Genomic DNA, 17,221 nt, shown 5'->3' on the forward strand with positions numbered 1-17,221 from the left:
AATAATGCACGCTGCTGCTGCTGCGGGGCCGACGAATTGTGAACACCGCCAAAAAAACAGAGCCAGATGCCAGGAAAACGGGACCAGAACCGGGAACAGAACCGCCGCGCCCTGATCGAGGCGGTGCTGGATTCGGTGGCGGAGAAAGGGATCTCGGAGACTTCCGTCAGCGAAATCATCCAGCGGGCCGGCCTGTCGCGTGGAATGATCCACCTGCATTTCGGCGGCAAAGACAATCTGGTTCACGCCGCCGTCCAGCATTCCTCTGAAGACTATTATGACGGGCTGGACGCGCTGCTGCAGACGGCGGGCAGCAGCCCGCAGGAGCAAATAGAGATGATTGTCCGCGGCGATCTTAGCGAGCGTGTCCTCAACCGCCGGAATGTCAGCATCTGGTATGCTTTCCGGGGCGAAGCCCGCAACCGCAAGGCCATTGCCGAATATTCCGACACCCGTGACGAGCGGCTGCGGGGCATGATCCACAACGCCTTTACCCGAATCGTGTGCGAGTCCGACACCCCGGCCCCTTCCGAGGCCGCCCGTGATGCCACCCACGGCACCCTGGCATTGCTGGAGGGCATGTGGACCGACTTCCTGCTGCACCCTGACCGCTTCGACCGGGAGGAGGCGTCGCGGATCATCTTCCGCTTCCTGGCGGCCATGTTCCCGGCGCATTTTTCGCTGAAGGGTGCCGTGCGCCCGTTGAAAGTATAGGCACCTCGGCGCGGTTTCCCGCCGCCGCTCCGCCCTGATCAGGTGCGCGCGAACACTGCTGAGGTCAACGAACCGATCAATCGACCGAAGCAGATGATCCTGGGGAACGTGTTCTTCCAGCGAAAAATCGTAGAACAAGGCCGCCTGCGCCTCTTGCCTCGGTCCCGTCATCGCCAATCCTCTCGCTCGTTGGGAGAATTGAATCAGCCGCTTGCGCCTCGATTAAGGAAGAGTTTTTCAACAAAATAAGCCCAAATTTTTTGATTGCTGCGTCTTGCCTGAACTAGCACGAAGCTCGCAATACTGACGTTCGCCATGGAAGGGCCGGGCTCTTGCGGTCACTCACCGGTTTCCCGGGGCGCCGATGTGCAGTCCTTCGTTGCGGACCTTCGCTGCAGTCTCGAAACTGTTTGCAGCGTGACCTCATGCTTAGCCATTGAAGGTGACTTGCGCGTTCATGGATGACTAAATGCATTTTTGTTTGTGAGCCGCCAACAGCCGCGATTGAAGTTCGTTTCGCAAGGCCGTGTGGCTGCGCGCAGCAGGAGCCCTCGGATTGGATGATTTGAAGCAGGCGTGATCTCCCGATACTGTGCCAGGAGCATTCAGAGGCGGATTTGCCCCAAAACGGCAAACGTCAGGCTTCGAAGTTGATATGACCACCGCAGATTGTCAGTGCCACACGTGCCAAGCGGAGCTGGTCCGCCCGCTGCGCCTCAAGATCGCGGTCCATGACAACAACATCTGCCATCATGCCCGCACGCAGCCTGCCTTTGCGATGCTCGTTGAATTCCGCCCAGGCGCCGTCACGGGTATAGGCCGCCAGCGCATCGCGCAGGCCGTGGCTTTGATCTTGCCAGGTTCCCGGCAGCGCCTGGCGCGCTACTGCGCCTTGGATTGTGGGCATAACGGCCACCGGAACAACCGGCCAATCGGTTGAAAAAATGACCTTGGCGCCGTTCTCGCGAAGTGTCCGCGACGGGAAGGCCAGCGGGATCTGGTGGCCGTGCAGCAAGGGCGCAAGTTCCGGGATTGCTTCGGGATAGGAGTGCGGCGCATGCAGGGGCTGCATGGAGGCGATGACGCCAAGCGCACGGAACCGTGGGATGTCATCGGCGCTGATGGTCTCGATATGCTCCACCCGGTGGCGGCTGTCACGCGCGCCGTTGGCGCGTCGGGCCGCTTCAAAGGCATCCAGTGTCCGCCGCACACCTGCGTCGCCGCAGGCATGGACAGAGATCTGCAAGCCCATGGCATCAGCACGGGTGCAGACCTCCTTGAAATGAGCATCGGAAAACAAGGGCGCACCGCAGCTGTCAGTCCCCGGATAGGGCTGCAGCATGAAGGCGGTTCTGTTTTCGATCACCCCGTCGATGAACATCTTGACCCGGGCGGACCACAACATATCGCCGGCATAGGTCCTGCGCATATAGGCTGCCTCTTCCAGCCGTTCCAACGGGTCGGTGTGTTTGAGATGCAGCGGCACTTCGGTCCGGCACAGCAGTTTGCCTTCCGCCTCCATTTCCGAGAGCAGCTCCAGCTGATAGAGGTTGCCATCCATGTTGTGCAGGCCGGTGATGCCGTGGGACGCGCAGTGCTGCAGCCCCTTTTCCAGCACGGCCTTGTCCGTTGCGCGCTGCGCGGGTGTTGGCGCCGGAACCGGATCGGCGCCGGTCATCGAGCCTTCCTGGTCGCGCCCGCCCAGCGGCGTGAACTTCATCAGCGGCGCCAGCGCGCCCGCCTCGCGCAGCTCGCCGGTTGCGGCGCCGTCGCTGCCCATGACGATCTCGGAGCCTGCCTCCACGGTCCCGCCGTGCAGCAGCCCCGCCAGTTCCAGCGCGCTGGTGTTGGCCCAGGCAGTATGGCAATCCGGCGCCATGCAGGCAAAGGGGCGGTACGGCAGGGCTGCGTCCAGATCATGGCGGGTCAGCGAGCGGTCCCCCATCGCGTGATAGCTGGCCGCATAGGCGTAAAGCAGAACGTCATCCGGCCGCTGTGCCGCATAGGCGCGGATTGCCTGAGTCAGGGCCTCCAGCCCGGTGACACCGGTCAGATCCAGGTATTCCAGTTCCGCCGCGCCCTGAAACAGGTGGACATGGCTGTCGATGAACCCGGGCAGGACGGTGTTGCCCTGGGCGTCGAACACCCGGGCCGTCCCGGCGATGGCCCGGATTTCGGCATTGGTCCCCACTGCGGTGATGAGGCTGCCCTTGATTGCCAGGGCCTCGGCATCGGGGCCGTCGAATGTCAGAACTTTGCCGTTCAGGATTACCAGGTCGGTCATTGTTCCCTCTGAATGTGCAAGAGTGTCCGGTCCGGGAGAATTGTCCTCTCCCGGGGCTTTTGTTCAGGTATTGAAAGAATGCAGCTGGGGCGCCCTGTTACAGGTTCGGACGCCGCGAGGCCTGATCCAGCCAGGGCATCTTCTCTTGCAGCACCGAAGCCACATGGAAGGCCCGCGGGTCGTCAAAGGCGCGCGCTACGATCTGCACCCCAATCGGCCGACCGTTTGCGCCAATCCCGGCAGGCACGGCCAGCGCCGGCAGACGCGACAGCATGTTGAAGACGGCAAGCGTGTTCAGATCGTATTCGCTGTCGAAATCACGGTCGCCGATGGTGATGCGGTCCCAGGGCTTTTGCTCGGCAAACATCTCGTAGCTGGCAAAGGCCGGGCAGATGAAGGCGTAGCAGTCGTTTTCCATCATCGGCCCGAACCGGCTGTAGATGTCCGCCGCCACATCGTAGGAGGCCAGGAATTCGTCCGCCGTGGTCTTGGCGGCGCATTCGGCAAAATACTTGGTGTAGTCGCAGACCTGGTCCGGATGCGCCTCAACCTCGCGGACCAGGGCGGCTCCCATCAGGTGGTTCAGGTAATTCTTGCAGCCTTCGCGCACGTCGTGGCCCCAGCCCAGCTTCACCTCTTCGATGATTGCACCTGCGTCCGACAAGGCGTCCAGCACCTTATAGGTCTGATCGGCGACGTCCTTGGTCACCACTTCGTTGCTGATGTCCAGGCTGTAGCCGATGCGCTTGCCCTTGAGACTGCCGTATTCCATCGGGATGGTCATCTTTTCCCGGATGGTGGCAATGTCCTGCGGGTGGTGGCCCGAGATGACATTCTGCATCAGCGCGCAATCGGCAACGGTGCGGGCCATGGCGCCGACGTGGCAATAGGTATCCAGGTTAAATGGCGCCGCATCCGGCACCCGGCCATAAGGCGGTTTGAAGCCCACGACGCCGCAAGCCGCTGCCGGGCCGCGGATGGAGCCGCCGATGTCCGACCCGGTCGCAAGGGTGGTGGTGCCTGCCGCCAGTGCGGCCCCAGCGCCGCCCGAGGATCCGGAGGGGGTATATGCGGGATCCCAGGGGTTGCGGGTCACACCGTGCAGGCGGGTTTCGGTGGTCCAGGCGCTGCAGAATTCAGGCGTGGCAGAGCGGGCATGGAATATCGCGCCTGCGTCGCGCAGCCGCTGCGCCACGGGGTGGGTTTCGTTGGCGATGTGGTCCTTGTAGATCAGCGAGCCTTGGGTGTTGCGCTGGCCTTTGACATCCATTTCGTCCTTGATAGCGACCGTGACGCCTTCCAGCGGGCGGGCGTCGCCCGGACGGTTCACATAGACCTCCTCAGCCGCCCGCGCCGCATCCATCGCTTCGTCAAAAAAGGTTTCGGTGAAGGCGTTGATCACCGGCTCGACAGTCTCGGCGCGGGCAAATTGCGCTTTCAGAACGTCCACAGGGGAAAGCTCACCGGATTTGAACAGTGCAATCTGCTGGGTCGCCGGCAGGTAGCACAGATCGAGATCGGACATGGCAAGGGTTTCATTCAACGGCATGGAGTTTTCTCTCGTTGCTAGGTGTCTGTTGTTCGGGCAAGGCGTGATGCGATGCTGCGATCAGCCTGCGGGTGTAATCATGCGTGGCGTCGGCAAAGAGCCGGGCGGTGGGTCCGGTTTCGACCAGCTCGCCTTTCAGCATCACAATCATGCGGTCGGCGGCATGGCGCACGACGCTCATGTTGTGGGTAATCAGCAGGATCGACAGGCCCATCTGCTCCTGCAGCGCATTCAGCAGGTTCACGACCTCGCCCTGGACCGAGACATCCAGCCCTGCGGTCGGCTCATCCGCGACCACCAGCGAGGGCGACAGGGCCAGCGCCCGGGCCACGCCCGCGCGGCGCGCCTGGCCGCCGGACAGCTCGTGCGGGAACCTGTCGGCATAGGCCTCGCCCAGCCCGGCCTGGGTCAGCAGCTCAATGGCCCGCTCGCGTGTTGCTTCCGCCCGGCGGCCATGCACGATCAGCGGCTCGACCACCTGCTGGGCAATGGTCACCCGCGGCGACAGCGAGCCTGCCGGATCCTGGAACATCATCGCGACCTGCTCGCGCGCCCGGCCCCAGCCGGCGGCATCCGCCGTGGTCAGCTCGCTGCCGTTGAGGCGGATGCTGCCCGCATCCGGGCGCACCAGCCCCATGATGCTGCGTGCCACCGTGGTCTTGCCTGATCCGCTCTCGCCGATCAGCGCCAGGGTTTCGCCGCTGCGGATATCAAAGTTGACATTGCGGACCGCCGGAATCTCTTCGCGCCAGCCGCCCAAGGATGGCGGCAGGATACCGCTGCGGGTGAAGGTCACCGACAGGTCCTCGACACTGAGCACCGGGCCGGCATCTGCCCCGATCCGCTCAGCCGGCCCCTGCACGATCCGGATTGGCTGCTCCAGCGCTTCATTCATCGTCGGCAGCCGCCGGGTGGGGGTTTCGATCTGCGCCGGGTCGCAGCGCAGCAGGGCCTTGGTGTAGCTGTCCTGGGGATCTGCAAACACCTCCTGCACGGGGCCGGCCTCGCGGATCTCGCCGGACTTCATCACCAGCACCTCGTCACACAGCGAGGCCACAACGCCCAGATGATGGGTCACAAAGACGATGGCGCAGCCGGTTTCGCCTTGCAGGCGCTGCAGCAGTTCGAGGATTTCCACTTCCAGCGTCGGGTCAAGCGCGGTGGTGGGCTCATCCGCCAGCACCAGGTCGGGGCCCAGCATCAAAGCCATGGCGATGGAGACCCGTTGGCGCTGGCCGCCGGACAACTCGTGCGGGTACATGTTCATCCGTGCCGCCGGGTCCGGCAGGCTGACCCAATCCAGCGCGTCGATGGCGCGCTGCCATTTTTCCCGCTTGGACCAGGGTTCGCGGTACAAAAGGTCAATCATCTGCTGGCCGATGGTCAGTCCCGGCGCCAGCGAGGTCATCGGATCCTGCGAGATGTAGGAAATCCGGGTGCCCCTGAGCGCCCGCATCCGGTCCGGCGGCTGGCGCAGCAGATCCTCGCCGTCGAACCAGACCTCGCCCGAGTTCAGCGTGGCGGCATCCGGCAGCAGCCGGGTCAGCGCCCAGAGCAGTGTCGATTTGCCGGAACCGCTTTCGCCGACGATGCCCAGGGTGCGGCCTTCTTGCAGCGAGAAGGAGACCCATTTCACAGCCTGGATGGGGCCAAAGCAGACGGCAAGGTCCTGCACTTCCAGAAGTGTCTCTGTCATGGCTCAGCCCTTTCCGCCAAGTTTCGGATCAAAGGCATCGCGCAGCGCCTCGCCCAGGAAGGTGAAGCCAAGGGTCGCTAGCACCAGCGGGATGCCGCCTGCCACCACCAGCCAGGGCGTGTGACCGACAAAATCGAAACCGTCCTGCAGCATCAGACCCCAGCTGGAGGCGGGCGGCTTGACGCCCACACCGAGAAAGCTGAGGCCTGCCTCGGCGGCGATGAAGGTGGGAATGTCCATCGAAGCGACGATCAGAACCGGGCCGATCACATTGGGCAGGATGTGGCGCGCCACAATGCGCACGCGGCTAGCACCCATTGCCCGCAGCGCCTCGACATATTCGGCATTGGCCTGCGCCATCACCGAGGCCCGCATGATCCGCCCGTAGTACGGCACCGAAGTTGCCACCAGCAGGCCGACCAGTACCACCATGCCGCCGCCAAAGATCGGGCCGATGGCCAGCGCCAGGATGATCACCGGATAGGCGCGCACGGTGTCGAATCCCAGCGTCAGCACATAGTCCAGCCAGCGCGGCCCCATCGCCGCCATCATGCCCAGGATACCGCCCAGGATGACCGACAGCCCGGTCGAGACCAGCGCCACGCTCAGCGCGATCCGGCCGCCGTAAAGCGCGCGCGACAGCACATCGCGGCCCAACTGGTCGGTGCCCAGCCAATGGGCGGCACTTGGCCCCTGCAGCTTGGAAGGGATGTCCATGGCATTGGGGCCATAAGGCGCGATCCAAGGGGCAAGCAGCGCCGACAGGATCAGCAGCAGCGCAAGCAGCAGCCCGAACATGCCCATCGGATCATGGGTCAGATTGGTGAACCCGCCGGACCGTGCCGGCCTGGCAACGGGTTGAATATCAGCCGCGGTCATTGCTCCTGGCCCTCCTTGAAACGGGGATCGATGATGGCGTTGAGGATATCCGCCGCTGTGGTGGCGGCGATCAGCAGGGCGCTGGAAGCCAGCACCGCACCCAGCGTCACCGGGTAGTTGCGCAGGATCACCGCGTCATACATCTGCTTGCCGATGCCGGGCCGGGCAAAGACGATCTCGGCAAAGACGGCGCTGCCCAGCATGTAGCCGACACCCACCCCCAGCACGGTGATAGTCGGCGCCACCGCCACCCGCAGCGCATAAGCCGAGATGATGCGTGGCTCGGTCAGCCCGAACGAGCGTGCATTGCGGATATAATTCGCAGACAGCACCTCGATCATCGAGGCGCGCACCAGCCGCGCCAAATAGCCGACCCAGCCGATGCCGACGGCAATGGCGGGCATGATCAGGTGGTGCAGCGTGGAGCCGAAGCTGCCCTCGCCCGCGCCGATGGCCGGCAGCCAGCCCAGCCGGGCGGAAAACAGCAGCATGCCGTAGATCGCGATGATCACCGAGGGCACCGCAATCACGCTGACCGACAGAACCCCGATCAGCCGGTCGAACAGCCCGTTGCGGCGCACTGCCGCCAGGCAGCCCAGCGGGATGCCCAGACCCGCGGCCAGCAGCATCGCCGCGGCCACCAGCTGGACGGTATGGGGAAGATGCGCCATCAGTACTTCGCTGACAGGGCGGCGGCTGCGCAGATCGATGCCCAGATCGCCTTGGGCCACCGCCCCCAGGTATTTCACGATCTGCACCGGCATCGGCCTGTCCAGCCCCAGACGCTCGGCAAATTCAGCCTTGATTGCAGGCGTTGCCCGCGGGCCCAGCATCGCGCTGGCCGGATCGCCAGGGGCCAGTTGCACCAGCACATACAGCGTCGAGACAGCCAGGATCAGCACGGTCGCCCCAAGACAGGTGCGGCGGAGAATATAGCCAAGCATTTCGGTGGTTCCTCAGAAGAAAAATCCGGGCGGGGCTGCTGGCCGCCGCCCGGCAGGAGGGAGGTCAGCTTGCGGCCTTCTTGAAGCCGGCAAAGACCGGGCGGCCGTCCGGCAGGGTGGCCGGCACGATCTTATCGTTCCACAGGATGGTCAGGGGTTCATTGGTCAGGAACAGGAAGTCGCCGGATGTCTCCATCATCTCCTGCATCTGCTTGTAAAGCCGGCCGCGCTCTGCGTCATCGGTGCTGCGGCGCGCGGTTTCGACCAGGGCGTCGTAATCCGGGTTGCTCAATCCTTCCCAGTTCCAGACGCCGACCTGATCGGAGGTGAAATACTGCATCGTGTAGATGCCGTCGGGATTGCCGGTCCAGGATTTCACATGCAGCTGCAGGTCTGCCGCGCGGGCTTCATCGACACTCCAGAAGCTGCCTTCATCCTGGCCGTTCAGCTCAACAATCAGACCAATCTCGGCCAGGTTGGCCTGGATGATCTGGGCAATGGTGGCGCGGTTGGCGGTGTTGACGAAATCCAGCCTCAGCACGGTGCCTTCGGCCCCCGCTTCAGCGATCAGCGCCCGGGCAGCGTCCACATCGCGCTGCATCGGTGCCATGTCGCGGTAGCCCAGAAGGCCTGGCGCCACGATGCCGGTGGCATGATCCGCGCGGCCGTTTGAGATCGCGGCCAGAATGGTAGGCACATCCACCGCTTTCTGAATGGCCTGGCGCACGCGGATGTCCGAAAGCCCTTCGTAGGTTTCGGAAATTCCCAGCCACAGCGGGTCCAGCGAGGCACGCAGTTCGGTGTTGCCAGTGCTCTTTGACCAGCTGTCGTATTCCAGCGCCGATGCGGCATAGGTGAAGTCGATCTCACCTGCATCAAAGGCGACTTTTGCGGCGTTGTCGTCAGGGATCGGAATGATGGCCACTTCATCAAACTCAGCCGCCGTACCGGTCCAATCGGGATCCTTTTCCAGCATGAAGGCCTGACCCGGTTCATGCGATTTGAACCTGTAGGGGCCTGCAGTGGCGACCGGGGTGGCCTCGAAATACCCGTCCGAGGCTTCGGCGGCGGCCTTGGAAATGATTGCACCCGAGGTGTAGGAAAGCGTTGCCGACCAGAAGGCGGGAGAGGGCGCGCTCAGGTGGATGATGCCGGTGTATTTGCCGGTCACCTCGACATCTTCCAGCAGCGTGAACTCGGTGGCGACGCCGGATTCAAGACCCGGATCCAGGTGGCGTTCAAAGGAGTATTCCACATCTTCCGCGGTCAGCTCGCCATAGCCGCCGGACCACATTATGCCGGGCTTCAGCTCAAAGGCGATGTGCTGCGGATCTGACAGATCAACGGATTTCGCCGCATCCAGTTCGGCCTTCCAACTGTCCCCCGGCACATGTTTCGCCAGGCGCGGATAGAGGTTGTCGATCAGCAGCTGTTCCGAGCTGGACCCCCAGTAAGCCGGATCCAGATACCCCGGATCGGCGGCAACCGCGATGCGAAGGGTTTCGGCGTGGGCAGCACCTGATGCGGCTGCCCAAAGTGCGGCCGCTGCACTTGCACATGCTGACGCACGCTTGGCCCGGTCTCTGGCGATAAGGGTCATCATTCTCTCCATCGGTTGGCATCTTTTCATCAGTCTAGAAGGCGCGCGGGCAGCAAAGCACGCGCCGTCTTGCTTTGAAGATTAAGCTAGACGCAGCGGAAGAGCTTAAAGTAGCATAAATTTATGTCTGATACTGATCTCTCTGCCAATCTCAGGATGCTGTGCAGCTACGGGCGTTCCGTCTCGGATGTCTGCCGCCGAATCGGCATCAACCGGCAGCAATTCAACAAGTACCTCACCGGCCGGACCGCCCCCTCGCTGGCCACGCTGCGCCGGATCTGCGACTTCTTCGGGGTGGATGAGGCCGAGATCCTGCAGGAGCAGAGGGCTTTTGCCAATCTGGTCCGGCTGCGGCCGCCGGTTCTGGCCCGGTCGGAGGATCCGCTTTCGGAGCAGATGGAAAAGGTCATCCGCCGCGACCGCCGCAATAGCGGCCTGCTGGAGCGCCATGAGGGGTATTACCATATCTACATGAGCCCGGACCCGTCCAAGAACTACCTTCTGAAAAGCATCGGCCGGATCTTTGGCAGCGGCCAGGACTGGTTCTCCAAGGAGCTGGAGCGCTATGAGGATGACGAATTTGCCATCCCCTCGACACTCAAACACTCTGGCCTCGTGTTTGAGGCGCACCACCGGATCTTCATAACCAGCCGCGAGCAGGGGCAAGGGAATGGTATGTGGACCACTGCCCTGATTGCCTCGGATTATGAAGAACCCTCGTTTCTTCCGGGACTTCTCCAGGGAATCGAACCAGAAGGCGGGCATATGCTCTACGGCACCCGCGTCGTCTGGGAGTACTTGGGGAAATCACCGGATTTGCGGGCAATTTTGCAGCGATGCGGGGCCTACAAAAGTGACCATCCCGAAGTTCCCGAGTTCGTGCGCAATTCCATTTTTTCAACGGAGGGGTCTCATACAGCCACGTTAACTGCCACTTTTTAACCGCTGTGAAACGCGCCCTCGCAACTGCTGGAGTGGATACAAAAGAAGCAGATTTCTGTCAGATGATGGCCGCCACGCATGCCTTTTCATTCGATTTTTTGAGACACATCGCGAACCATTAAGCGTCTGCTTTAATGGTCTGTTTCAGCACTTCTTGCAGCTGCGGCGAATTTCCGTTTCCTGAAGGTTTTTCGATGCGGGCCGCTGCGTGACGGCGGGGCGCCTGCGGGCGTCGGCCCGCGTTGACAAACCTCGGAAGGAGGAAGCCGCGTGACCCGGGCGCTGTCTATGGGGAAAGCGTGCTGCGGGTGATTGCGAGGGTGTGGTCTGGCCACCGACCGGGCAGGACGTGCCGATTGCTGGAGGTCGCTCGGACGGCCGGCGGCGTTGGTTTCGGATGCCGGCGGAACAGTTGATTGCATTTTTCCGGGCAAAGCGGGGCGACGGGCATGCCAGGAGCGGTCCAGCCAGCGGGCGGCAGCCAGTGAGTTTCGCGCGTTTGGGACGGGCGTTGCGTCATGCGGCGTACTCCCGAGGTGGTGCTCGAGATGACGGCTTCTGACCGCGGCGGAAGATCTCGACGATGCGCATCGCGCCGCCACAGCAGGGGCACGGTTCGCGCAGGGTGAGAGGGATGACCTCGGCACTCTCCTGCGAGTCCGGGTCCTGCGGCGCCTCGCCGAGCAATCCGCGGATGCGGGCGATGGTGGCCTTGCGAGCCGCGCTGGCCAGCAGCCCGTAGTGCCCGGATGCGGTGGAATCCGTCGGGCAGGACGTGGATCAGGAACCGGCGGATGAACTCGCCGGTCTCGAGCCGCATCACCTTTTTCCGGTCGCCGTGCTTGATGCCGTAGTCCTTCCAGCGGAACGCCACGGCCGCAGCATCGGCGCTGATCAGGCGATGGTTCGAGAGCGCCACGCGGTGGGTGTACCGGCTGAGATAGGCCAGCACCGCCTCGGGGCCGCCGAAGGGCGGTTTGGCGTAGACGACCCACTCGGCCTTGCGCAGCGGGGCGAGGCAGGGGGCAAAAGCGTCGGCCTGAGCCAGGTTTTTGAGGTCGCCGAAAAATTGAAGCGCGCCCACCTTGTGCAGAACCGCCAGCCCTTCGAGGAAGAGCCGCCGGAACAACCGGGAGAGGACGCGCACCGGCAGGAAGAACCCGGGGCGGCAGGCGATCCAGCGGTTGCCGTCCGGCGACAGGCCGCCGCCGGGCACAATCATGTGGACATGCGGGTGGTGGGTCAGCGCCGAGCCCCAGGTGTGGAGCACGCTGGTCATGCCGACCCGGGCGCCGAGATGCCGGGGATCCGCGGCGATGGTCGTCACGGTCTCAGCCGAGGCGCGGAACAGCAGGCCGTAGACTGCCTTCTTGTTCCAGTAAGCGATCTGCGCGATCTCGGCCGGCAGGGTGAAGACCACGTGGAAGTACTCGACCGGCAGCAAGTCCTCGGCCCGCGCGGCCATCCAGTCACGTGCGGCTGGTCCCTGGCACTTCGGGCAGTGCCGGTTCTTGCAGGAATTGTAGGCGATGTGCCGGTGGCCGCATTTTCCGCACGCAGCGACATGCCCGCCGAGCACCTCGGTCCGGCAGGCCTCGATCGCCCCTTTCGGCAGATTGCTGCGCAATCGCCTGTCGGGCAGTGGACATCACCTTGAGCTGGGTCAGGCTGACATGCCCGGCATTGGCCCGCCGCCACGCGGGTCCGTGTCTTCGGAAGATGTCAGCAAGCTCCAGTCCCGGCCGCCCGGGCACCCCCGGCGTCCGGTCACTCCAATCCGCGCCGAAGAGTGTGGTCCTGCAGATTCTTCAGACGTTCGTACGGGCTGACGGTGGAGCGGATCGTCTTGGTGGCCACATGCAGAAGGCCAAGGATGGCGCAAAGCAGACGCTCTGACTACGGCTAGCTATTGCCAAGCTCGGCAAGTTCATGCGCTGCGGGATATGCATCTCTTCGGAAGTATACGTCCGAAGCGTAAGTCAGCCTTTCTACGCTTGGCTTGAGGCCCAACTTTTCGATGTATTCGCGCATCATTTGCAAATCCTGAACTGAAAGGAATTCGACCATGCCTCGGTGCTCAACGATCAAGAGAGTAAAGCCATCTTGGCCAAGTTCAACGGTATCGGGGTCGACAACAATGCAGGGTGTTTCTGCATTCAGTTTTCCGGGCTTCGGAAGGTAAACCCATTGCTTCCATTCCGCAGAAGCGAGGTTATCTAAGACTGCGCCCAATTGCATTTTTTTCTCGGTCATGTCCTGTCTATCTCATTTGAGGCGGTACAGGCCCAATGGCATAGTCAACTGGGTCCAATCTCCGTTTGTCCTTACAGCTGCCATCCTCTCCTTAGCTAGACAACAGGTAAGTGAGAATCGCACCGCACCCATCTGGAACGTCGGCGCAACAACCACTCCGAGCCCACTGCCGCCCTTGCCCAGGCCAGCTACTTTGCTGCCGCAGCAAGGCGGTCACAGCCCAGACCTGCCTTTGCGGATTGGTTCAGATGCTGCAGGTGCAGTCGGCTGCTTTCGGCCAGCATCTACATGCGATTTGCAGCGAATAGCCGATTTAGGGGCTTAGTATCTTGGCCTGTCTTATTGCAAGAAATGTTTGCTGACACGAAAAACCCCCGCTGCCATCGAACAACGGGGGTTTAGATTTTTCGGCATCGAGGAGTGATCTACATCACCCTTCGCGCTCCAATTTCTTGCGTGCCAGCTTGCGGGCCCGGCGGATCGCTTCAGCTTTCTGGCGCGCGTTTTTCTCGGAAGGCTTCTCGAAATGTTGCTTGAGCTTCATTTCACGAAAAACGCCTTCCTTCTGTAGCTTTTTCTTCAGAACCCGAAGAGCCTGATCGACATTGTTGTCGCGAACACTAACCTGCATGTGGTTTTCACTAACTTTCTAGGACAAAGTTGCAAGGATTTCGCCCGCCCTGTAGCAAGGTGACACTGCTTTGTCGAGCCTGCTCTGAGCCCCATAGCTGCCATCACCGCCTGACTTGCATGCTGCGAGCGCGCTAGGCAGCTAGCAGAGTTCTCCCCGACACTGTCAGGTCGCGAACGGTAGGCACACGGGACGTTTTCCTAAAAAACGGCGATGTCAGCCTGTGGTGGCAATTCTTGCAAATCATACCCGAATGATTTTGCGCGGCGTTTGAGATTGCCGAGCACGCGATTGCGGTGCCGTTCCTCATAATGCGCAGCGCCGGGGTCTTGATAGGTCATGCCGTGGCGCAGGGTGTTGTAGAACAGAACTGCAATCTTGCGCGCCGTGGCTGTGACTGCTTTGGCCTTACCCGCGCGTGCCGCCAGCCGTCGGTAGAATGCACCTAATGCCGTGTCACTTCGCCCAATCGTGACCGCGGCCAATCGCAAGAGAGCTGCGGCATGGCTGGATGATCGCCGTGTTCGGGATGATAGTACTTTGCCGCCGGGTATCTTGTTGCCTGGTGCCAAACAGAGCCAAGATGTAAAGTGTTTAGCACTCGGCCACGCACGTAGGTCAGTCCCGCATTCACCAACCAGCTTGAGCGACAGAGAGGGCTCCATCCCATGGATTTGCGTCAAATCAACGCCAAGGACGCCAAACAGCGCTGCCCTGACATCGAACGAAGGTGCCCCTGCCTTCTTTGTCTTGCTGCGGATCTTGGGCATTTGGCTGAGGTCATGGCCTTGATCAGTCGCCAGCGTCTCTAGCACGGTCTCAAGATGGCGATCACATTCTAACATCTTGGCTTGATAGAAGTCATAGAGTTCCAGCGATTGCGTCAACGCAAAGACATGCTCCGGTCGGTCATTCCCATTCAGCGCCGCTTTGATCGTCTCCGTTGAGGCCCGGCAGCGCACATCCCGATAAGATGCCAACACATCCAGATCCCGCTCACCTGCGACAATCGCACGGATGATCTTCATTCCCGTCACGCCAGTGATATCAGAGACAACATGATGCAGCTGTAAGTTCATCTCCATTAGCGCCTTCTGCATATGTTGAATGTGGGCAGCGGCATATTCAACCAGTCGTTCACGCTGGCGCAGATACGCCCGCAGGGTGGCAATTTGAGAAGATGGCCTGAAGCTGCCGCGCAAGAGTCCGTATGAATGCAACTGTCGCAACCACCTGGCATCGCTGACGTCCGTCTTACGGCCCGGTACGTTCTTGGCGTATCGGGCATTCACCAAAATGACCTCGAAGCCGTGCTGCTCAAGGATCTCGTAAGCTGGGATCCAATAAACGCCGGTGGATTCCATCGCGACACTGGTCACACCGAGCGATTTGAACCAGTCAGCCAAATCATGCAGATCATGCGTGAAGGTCCCAAACGCTCGCACTGGTGCATCTGTAACGTCGGGATTGACCGCAGCCATATGTTCACGCGAACCTACATCAATGGCGGCAGCGCCGATATTCACGGTCTCAATCACTGCTGGCTTGTGGGTCTTTTGCTTTGCCATCATCTATCCTCCTGTCGGTGACAGAAGGGCGTGGGCTATGCTAATCCGTCATCTTCCTAACCGGGATCACCGCAAAGCGGCGTCACCACTCTCAAGTTCGCATAAACCCATGGACCACGTTTTTTAACGGGGTTCCGCCCTCAGACGGACCACCAGTAAGCGAACGGCCGCTACCCTTCATGGCGCAACACTAGCACAGGCTGTTTTTCCCGCGCGCAGGCGGGCTCCAACCCGGAACGGTTTTTTAGTAATTGCAGAATGTAGATTCCTACCAAGGTCACGCCATGTCCAGCATCGCATACAACTCAGAGAACGGGATTAGCAACCGGCTGGGGTTGCTCTTTGTCTTTGCTGCAGGGGTGCTGTGGTCGACGGTTGGCCTCGGTATTCGGTTGATTGAAGAAGCCAGCGTCTGGCAAATTTTGCTCTACCGCTCGGTTGCGCTTAGCGCATTTCTTTATGTCGTGATCCGACTGCTCTTTATGTCGTGATCCGACTGCGTAGCCGTGAAAACCCGTTCACCCAGGTTCGCCGCTCCGGCCTCCCCGCCGTAATCGCCGGTTTGGCTTTGGTCGCGGCCTATTCGGGTGGGATTTACTCGATCCAAGTTATCCCCGTGGCCAACGCACTTTTGCTCTTCGCAACCGCACCTTTCATGCCCGCCATTCTTGCCCGGATTGTCTTGCGAGAGCATGTTCGCTACGCGACGTGAGTCGCCATCCTCGTTGCCATCGCTGCCATCGCTATCATGGTCTCCGGACAAACTTCTGGTGGCGCAATAGACGGCACCTTGGCAGCACTTAGTTCCGCCTTCGGCTTTTCAGTATTCACTGTCGCACTCCGTTGGGGGGAAATCAGGCGAAATGCTTCCAGCAGTATTTCTCTCTGGTCTGATTGCCATCATCATCACATCTGCTCTTTGCCTGTTATTGGGACTCTCCTTCGTTCTTTCCCCACAGGATAGCGGTATTTCCATGGGCATGGGTACCTTTCAAGTGGGCGCGGGATTGGCCCTCTACACCTTGGGCTCGCGCACGCCTCCAGCCGCAGAACTGACGTTGCTATCCCTTGCCGAGGTGCTTCTTGGTCCTTTTTGGGTTTGGCTGTTTCTGGGAGAAGATGCATCCCTCAGGACCCTCATCGGTGGGGCACTGCTCTTAGCAGCCATCGCCGGGAATGCATTGTCCGGCGCACGACGAAAGCCCGTGCCTCTTAGCAGGGTGCGAAACTCGCCTATGATGTTTACCAATTACAGCTTCGATGATGCAGGTTTCTCAGACGCCACGCGAGACGTTTGAGTGTCGCACAGCGTTGCCTGGCGTCGGAGAAGCGCTCAAGCGGGAAATCGCGGGGTTGGAAGTGGGCGGACCAGCTGGCTCTATGGGGATTTGAAGCGGTTGATTGCCTTGGTTCTTGTTCTGCAGGTTGGGCCAACTGCGCTCGTTGCAGGCAGCTTCGGCACGGATTTTGTGAGCTTTGATGAGCATGCGCCGCGTCTCGCGGGGCTCGGCAACCTTCGCACCTTTACTATCCGGGTTGCAGGCATGCCGGATTGGCCGCAAGCGGTATCGCGAGCAGCGGCGATTGGAATTCCGGTCTTTGGCGCGCATGTCATGCAGCGGCCCTCGCTGTTCCTGGCGGCGCTCTGGGCTGCCGTTTCTGCGGGATCGTTTCGATGATGATCAGGTGCCCGCCACAGCAGGGGCATGGCAGCGCGAGGACGCGGGCGGGTGCATCGGCCCCACCGGCCGTACCATCGTGCGCGAGACCCGGATCTGGCTGTCCGGTCCCGAGCAGTTCCCTGATCCTGGCGATATTGGCGGCACGGTTGCCATTCCCGAAGAAGCCGTAGTGGCGGATGCGGTGCTGCCCCTTGGGCAGGACATGGATCAGGAAGCGGCGGATGAACTCGCCGGCCTTCAGGGTCATGGTGGTATGCCGCCCCGGGCCGTTGACGCGGTAATCCTTGACGCGGAAGGTGACGCCTTGGCCGACCATGCGGATCAGGCGGCTGTTGGAGATCGCGACACGGTGGGTGTAGCGCGACAGGTACGGTGTTACGGCACATGCTTTCCAGAAGTGGTGATGCCATTTGCGAAACAGGGTGGGAAATTTTTCGCGCGTCAATTACTATAACGGAAGCCTTTCTGGCAGGGTCGCA

At 61.4% G+C, this 17,221-nt stretch carries 13 protein-coding genes and 2 pseudogenes; 4 read left to right on the forward strand and 11 right to left on the reverse strand.

Going from position 1 to position 17,221, the window contains the following annotated elements; genetic code table 11:
* The first annotated feature begins 66 nt into the window (after positions 1 to 66).
* Positions 67 to 714 carry a TetR family transcriptional regulator C-terminal domain-containing protein gene (locus A2I95_RS10320; protein ID WP_291729678.1) on the forward strand — a complete coding sequence of 216 codons (648 nt, stop codon included), beginning with the start codon at positions 67 to 69 and terminating at the stop codon, positions 712 to 714.
* Positions 715 to 1,351: 637 nt separating this feature from the next.
* On the opposite strand, the gene A2I95_RS10325 is transcribed toward A2I95_RS10320, so the two are convergent.
* The 6 genes from A2I95_RS10325 to A2I95_RS10350 all read right to left on the reverse strand — a co-directional run bounded on the left by A2I95_RS10325 (position 1,352) and on the right by A2I95_RS10350 (position 9,669).
* Positions 1,352 to 2,998 carry an amidohydrolase gene (locus A2I95_RS10325; protein WP_291729679.1) on the reverse strand — a complete coding sequence of 549 codons (1,647 nt, stop codon included), beginning with the start codon at positions 2,996 to 2,998 and terminating at the stop codon, positions 1,352 to 1,354.
* 97 nt (positions 2,999 to 3,095) lie between these two features.
* Positions 3,096 to 4,523, reverse strand: coding sequence for an amidase (locus tag A2I95_RS10330; RefSeq protein WP_291729680.1), 1,428 nt, complete (start codon positions 4,521 to 4,523; stop codon positions 3,096 to 3,098).
* A 10-nt stretch (positions 4,524 to 4,533) separates the two neighbouring features.
* Positions 4,534 to 6,243: an ABC transporter ATP-binding protein gene (locus A2I95_RS10335; RefSeq protein WP_291729681.1), complete on the reverse strand. Its 1,710-nt coding sequence runs from the start codon at positions 6,241 to 6,243 to the stop codon at positions 4,534 to 4,536.
* Between the two features lie 3 nt (positions 6,244 to 6,246).
* On the reverse strand, positions 6,247 to 7,122 hold the full coding sequence (locus A2I95_RS10340) for an ABC transporter permease (RefSeq protein ID WP_291729682.1): 876 nt from the start codon (positions 7,120 to 7,122) through the stop codon (positions 6,247 to 6,249).
* On the reverse strand, positions 7,119 to 8,066 hold the full coding sequence (locus A2I95_RS10345; RefSeq protein WP_291729683.1) for an ABC transporter permease: 948 nt from the start codon (positions 8,064 to 8,066) through the stop codon (positions 7,119 to 7,121). Before A2I95_RS10345 ends, A2I95_RS10340 begins: the two co-directional genes overlap by 4 nt.
* Positions 8,067 to 8,130: 64 nt before the next feature.
* Complete coding sequence (locus A2I95_RS10350) at positions 8,131 to 9,669, reverse strand: ABC transporter substrate-binding protein (protein ID WP_291729684.1); 1,539 nt, start codon at positions 9,667 to 9,669, stop codon at positions 8,131 to 8,133.
* Positions 9,670 to 9,789: 120 nt separating this feature from the next.
* Here A2I95_RS10350 and A2I95_RS10355 point away from each other — a divergent pair, with 120 nt between their 5' ends.
* Entirely contained in the window at positions 9,790 to 10,608 is an 819-nt protein-coding gene (locus A2I95_RS10355; protein WP_291729685.1) for a helix-turn-helix transcriptional regulator, read from the forward strand.
* Between the two features lie 516 nt (positions 10,609 to 11,124).
* Here the strand turns inward: A2I95_RS10355 and A2I95_RS10360 are convergent.
* From A2I95_RS10360 to A2I95_RS10375, 4 genes and pseudogenes are all read right to left on the reverse strand, one after another.
* Positions 11,125 to 12,257 (reverse strand): annotated as a pseudogene (locus tag A2I95_RS10360) (IS91 family transposase).
* A 253-nt stretch (positions 12,258 to 12,510) separates the two neighbouring features.
* The gene (locus A2I95_RS10365; RefSeq protein ID WP_291729686.1) at positions 12,511 to 12,861 is read right to left on the reverse strand and encodes a hypothetical protein; all 351 of its coding nucleotides are present in this window, start codon (positions 12,859 to 12,861) and stop codon (positions 12,511 to 12,513) included.
* A 430-nt stretch (positions 12,862 to 13,291) separates the two neighbouring features.
* Positions 13,292 to 13,492 (reverse strand): 30S ribosomal protein S21, encoded by a 201-nt coding sequence (gene rpsU, locus A2I95_RS10370; RefSeq protein ID WP_040700433.1) that lies wholly within the window; start codon positions 13,490 to 13,492, stop codon positions 13,292 to 13,294.
* A gap of 200 nt (positions 13,493 to 13,692) precedes the next feature.
* Positions 13,693 to 15,063: an IS110 family transposase gene (locus A2I95_RS10375; protein ID WP_291729687.1), complete on the reverse strand. Its 1,371-nt coding sequence runs from the start codon at positions 15,061 to 15,063 to the stop codon at positions 13,693 to 13,695.
* 281 nt (positions 15,064 to 15,344) lie between these two features.
* Here A2I95_RS10375 and A2I95_RS42525 point away from each other — a divergent pair, with 281 nt between their 5' ends.
* Both A2I95_RS42525 and A2I95_RS42530 read left to right on the forward strand, forming a co-directional pair.
* Positions 15,345 to 15,551 (forward strand): hypothetical protein, encoded by a 207-nt coding sequence (locus tag A2I95_RS42525; RefSeq protein ID WP_367151279.1) that lies wholly within the window; start codon positions 15,345 to 15,347, stop codon positions 15,549 to 15,551.
* 372 nt (positions 15,552 to 15,923) lie between these two features.
* Positions 15,924 to 16,358, forward strand: a complete 435-nt coding sequence (locus A2I95_RS42530) for an EamA family transporter (protein WP_367151282.1) — start codon at positions 15,924 to 15,926, stop codon at positions 16,356 to 16,358.
* 313 nt (positions 16,359 to 16,671) lie between these two features.
* On the opposite strand, the pseudogene A2I95_RS10385 reads toward A2I95_RS42530, so the two are convergent.
* Positions 16,672 to 17,124 (reverse strand): annotated as a pseudogene (locus tag A2I95_RS10385) (transposase); the annotation flags it as partial.
* Positions 17,125 to 17,221 lie beyond the last annotated feature (97 nt).

The organism is Leisingera sp. F5 (assembly GCF_001593695.1).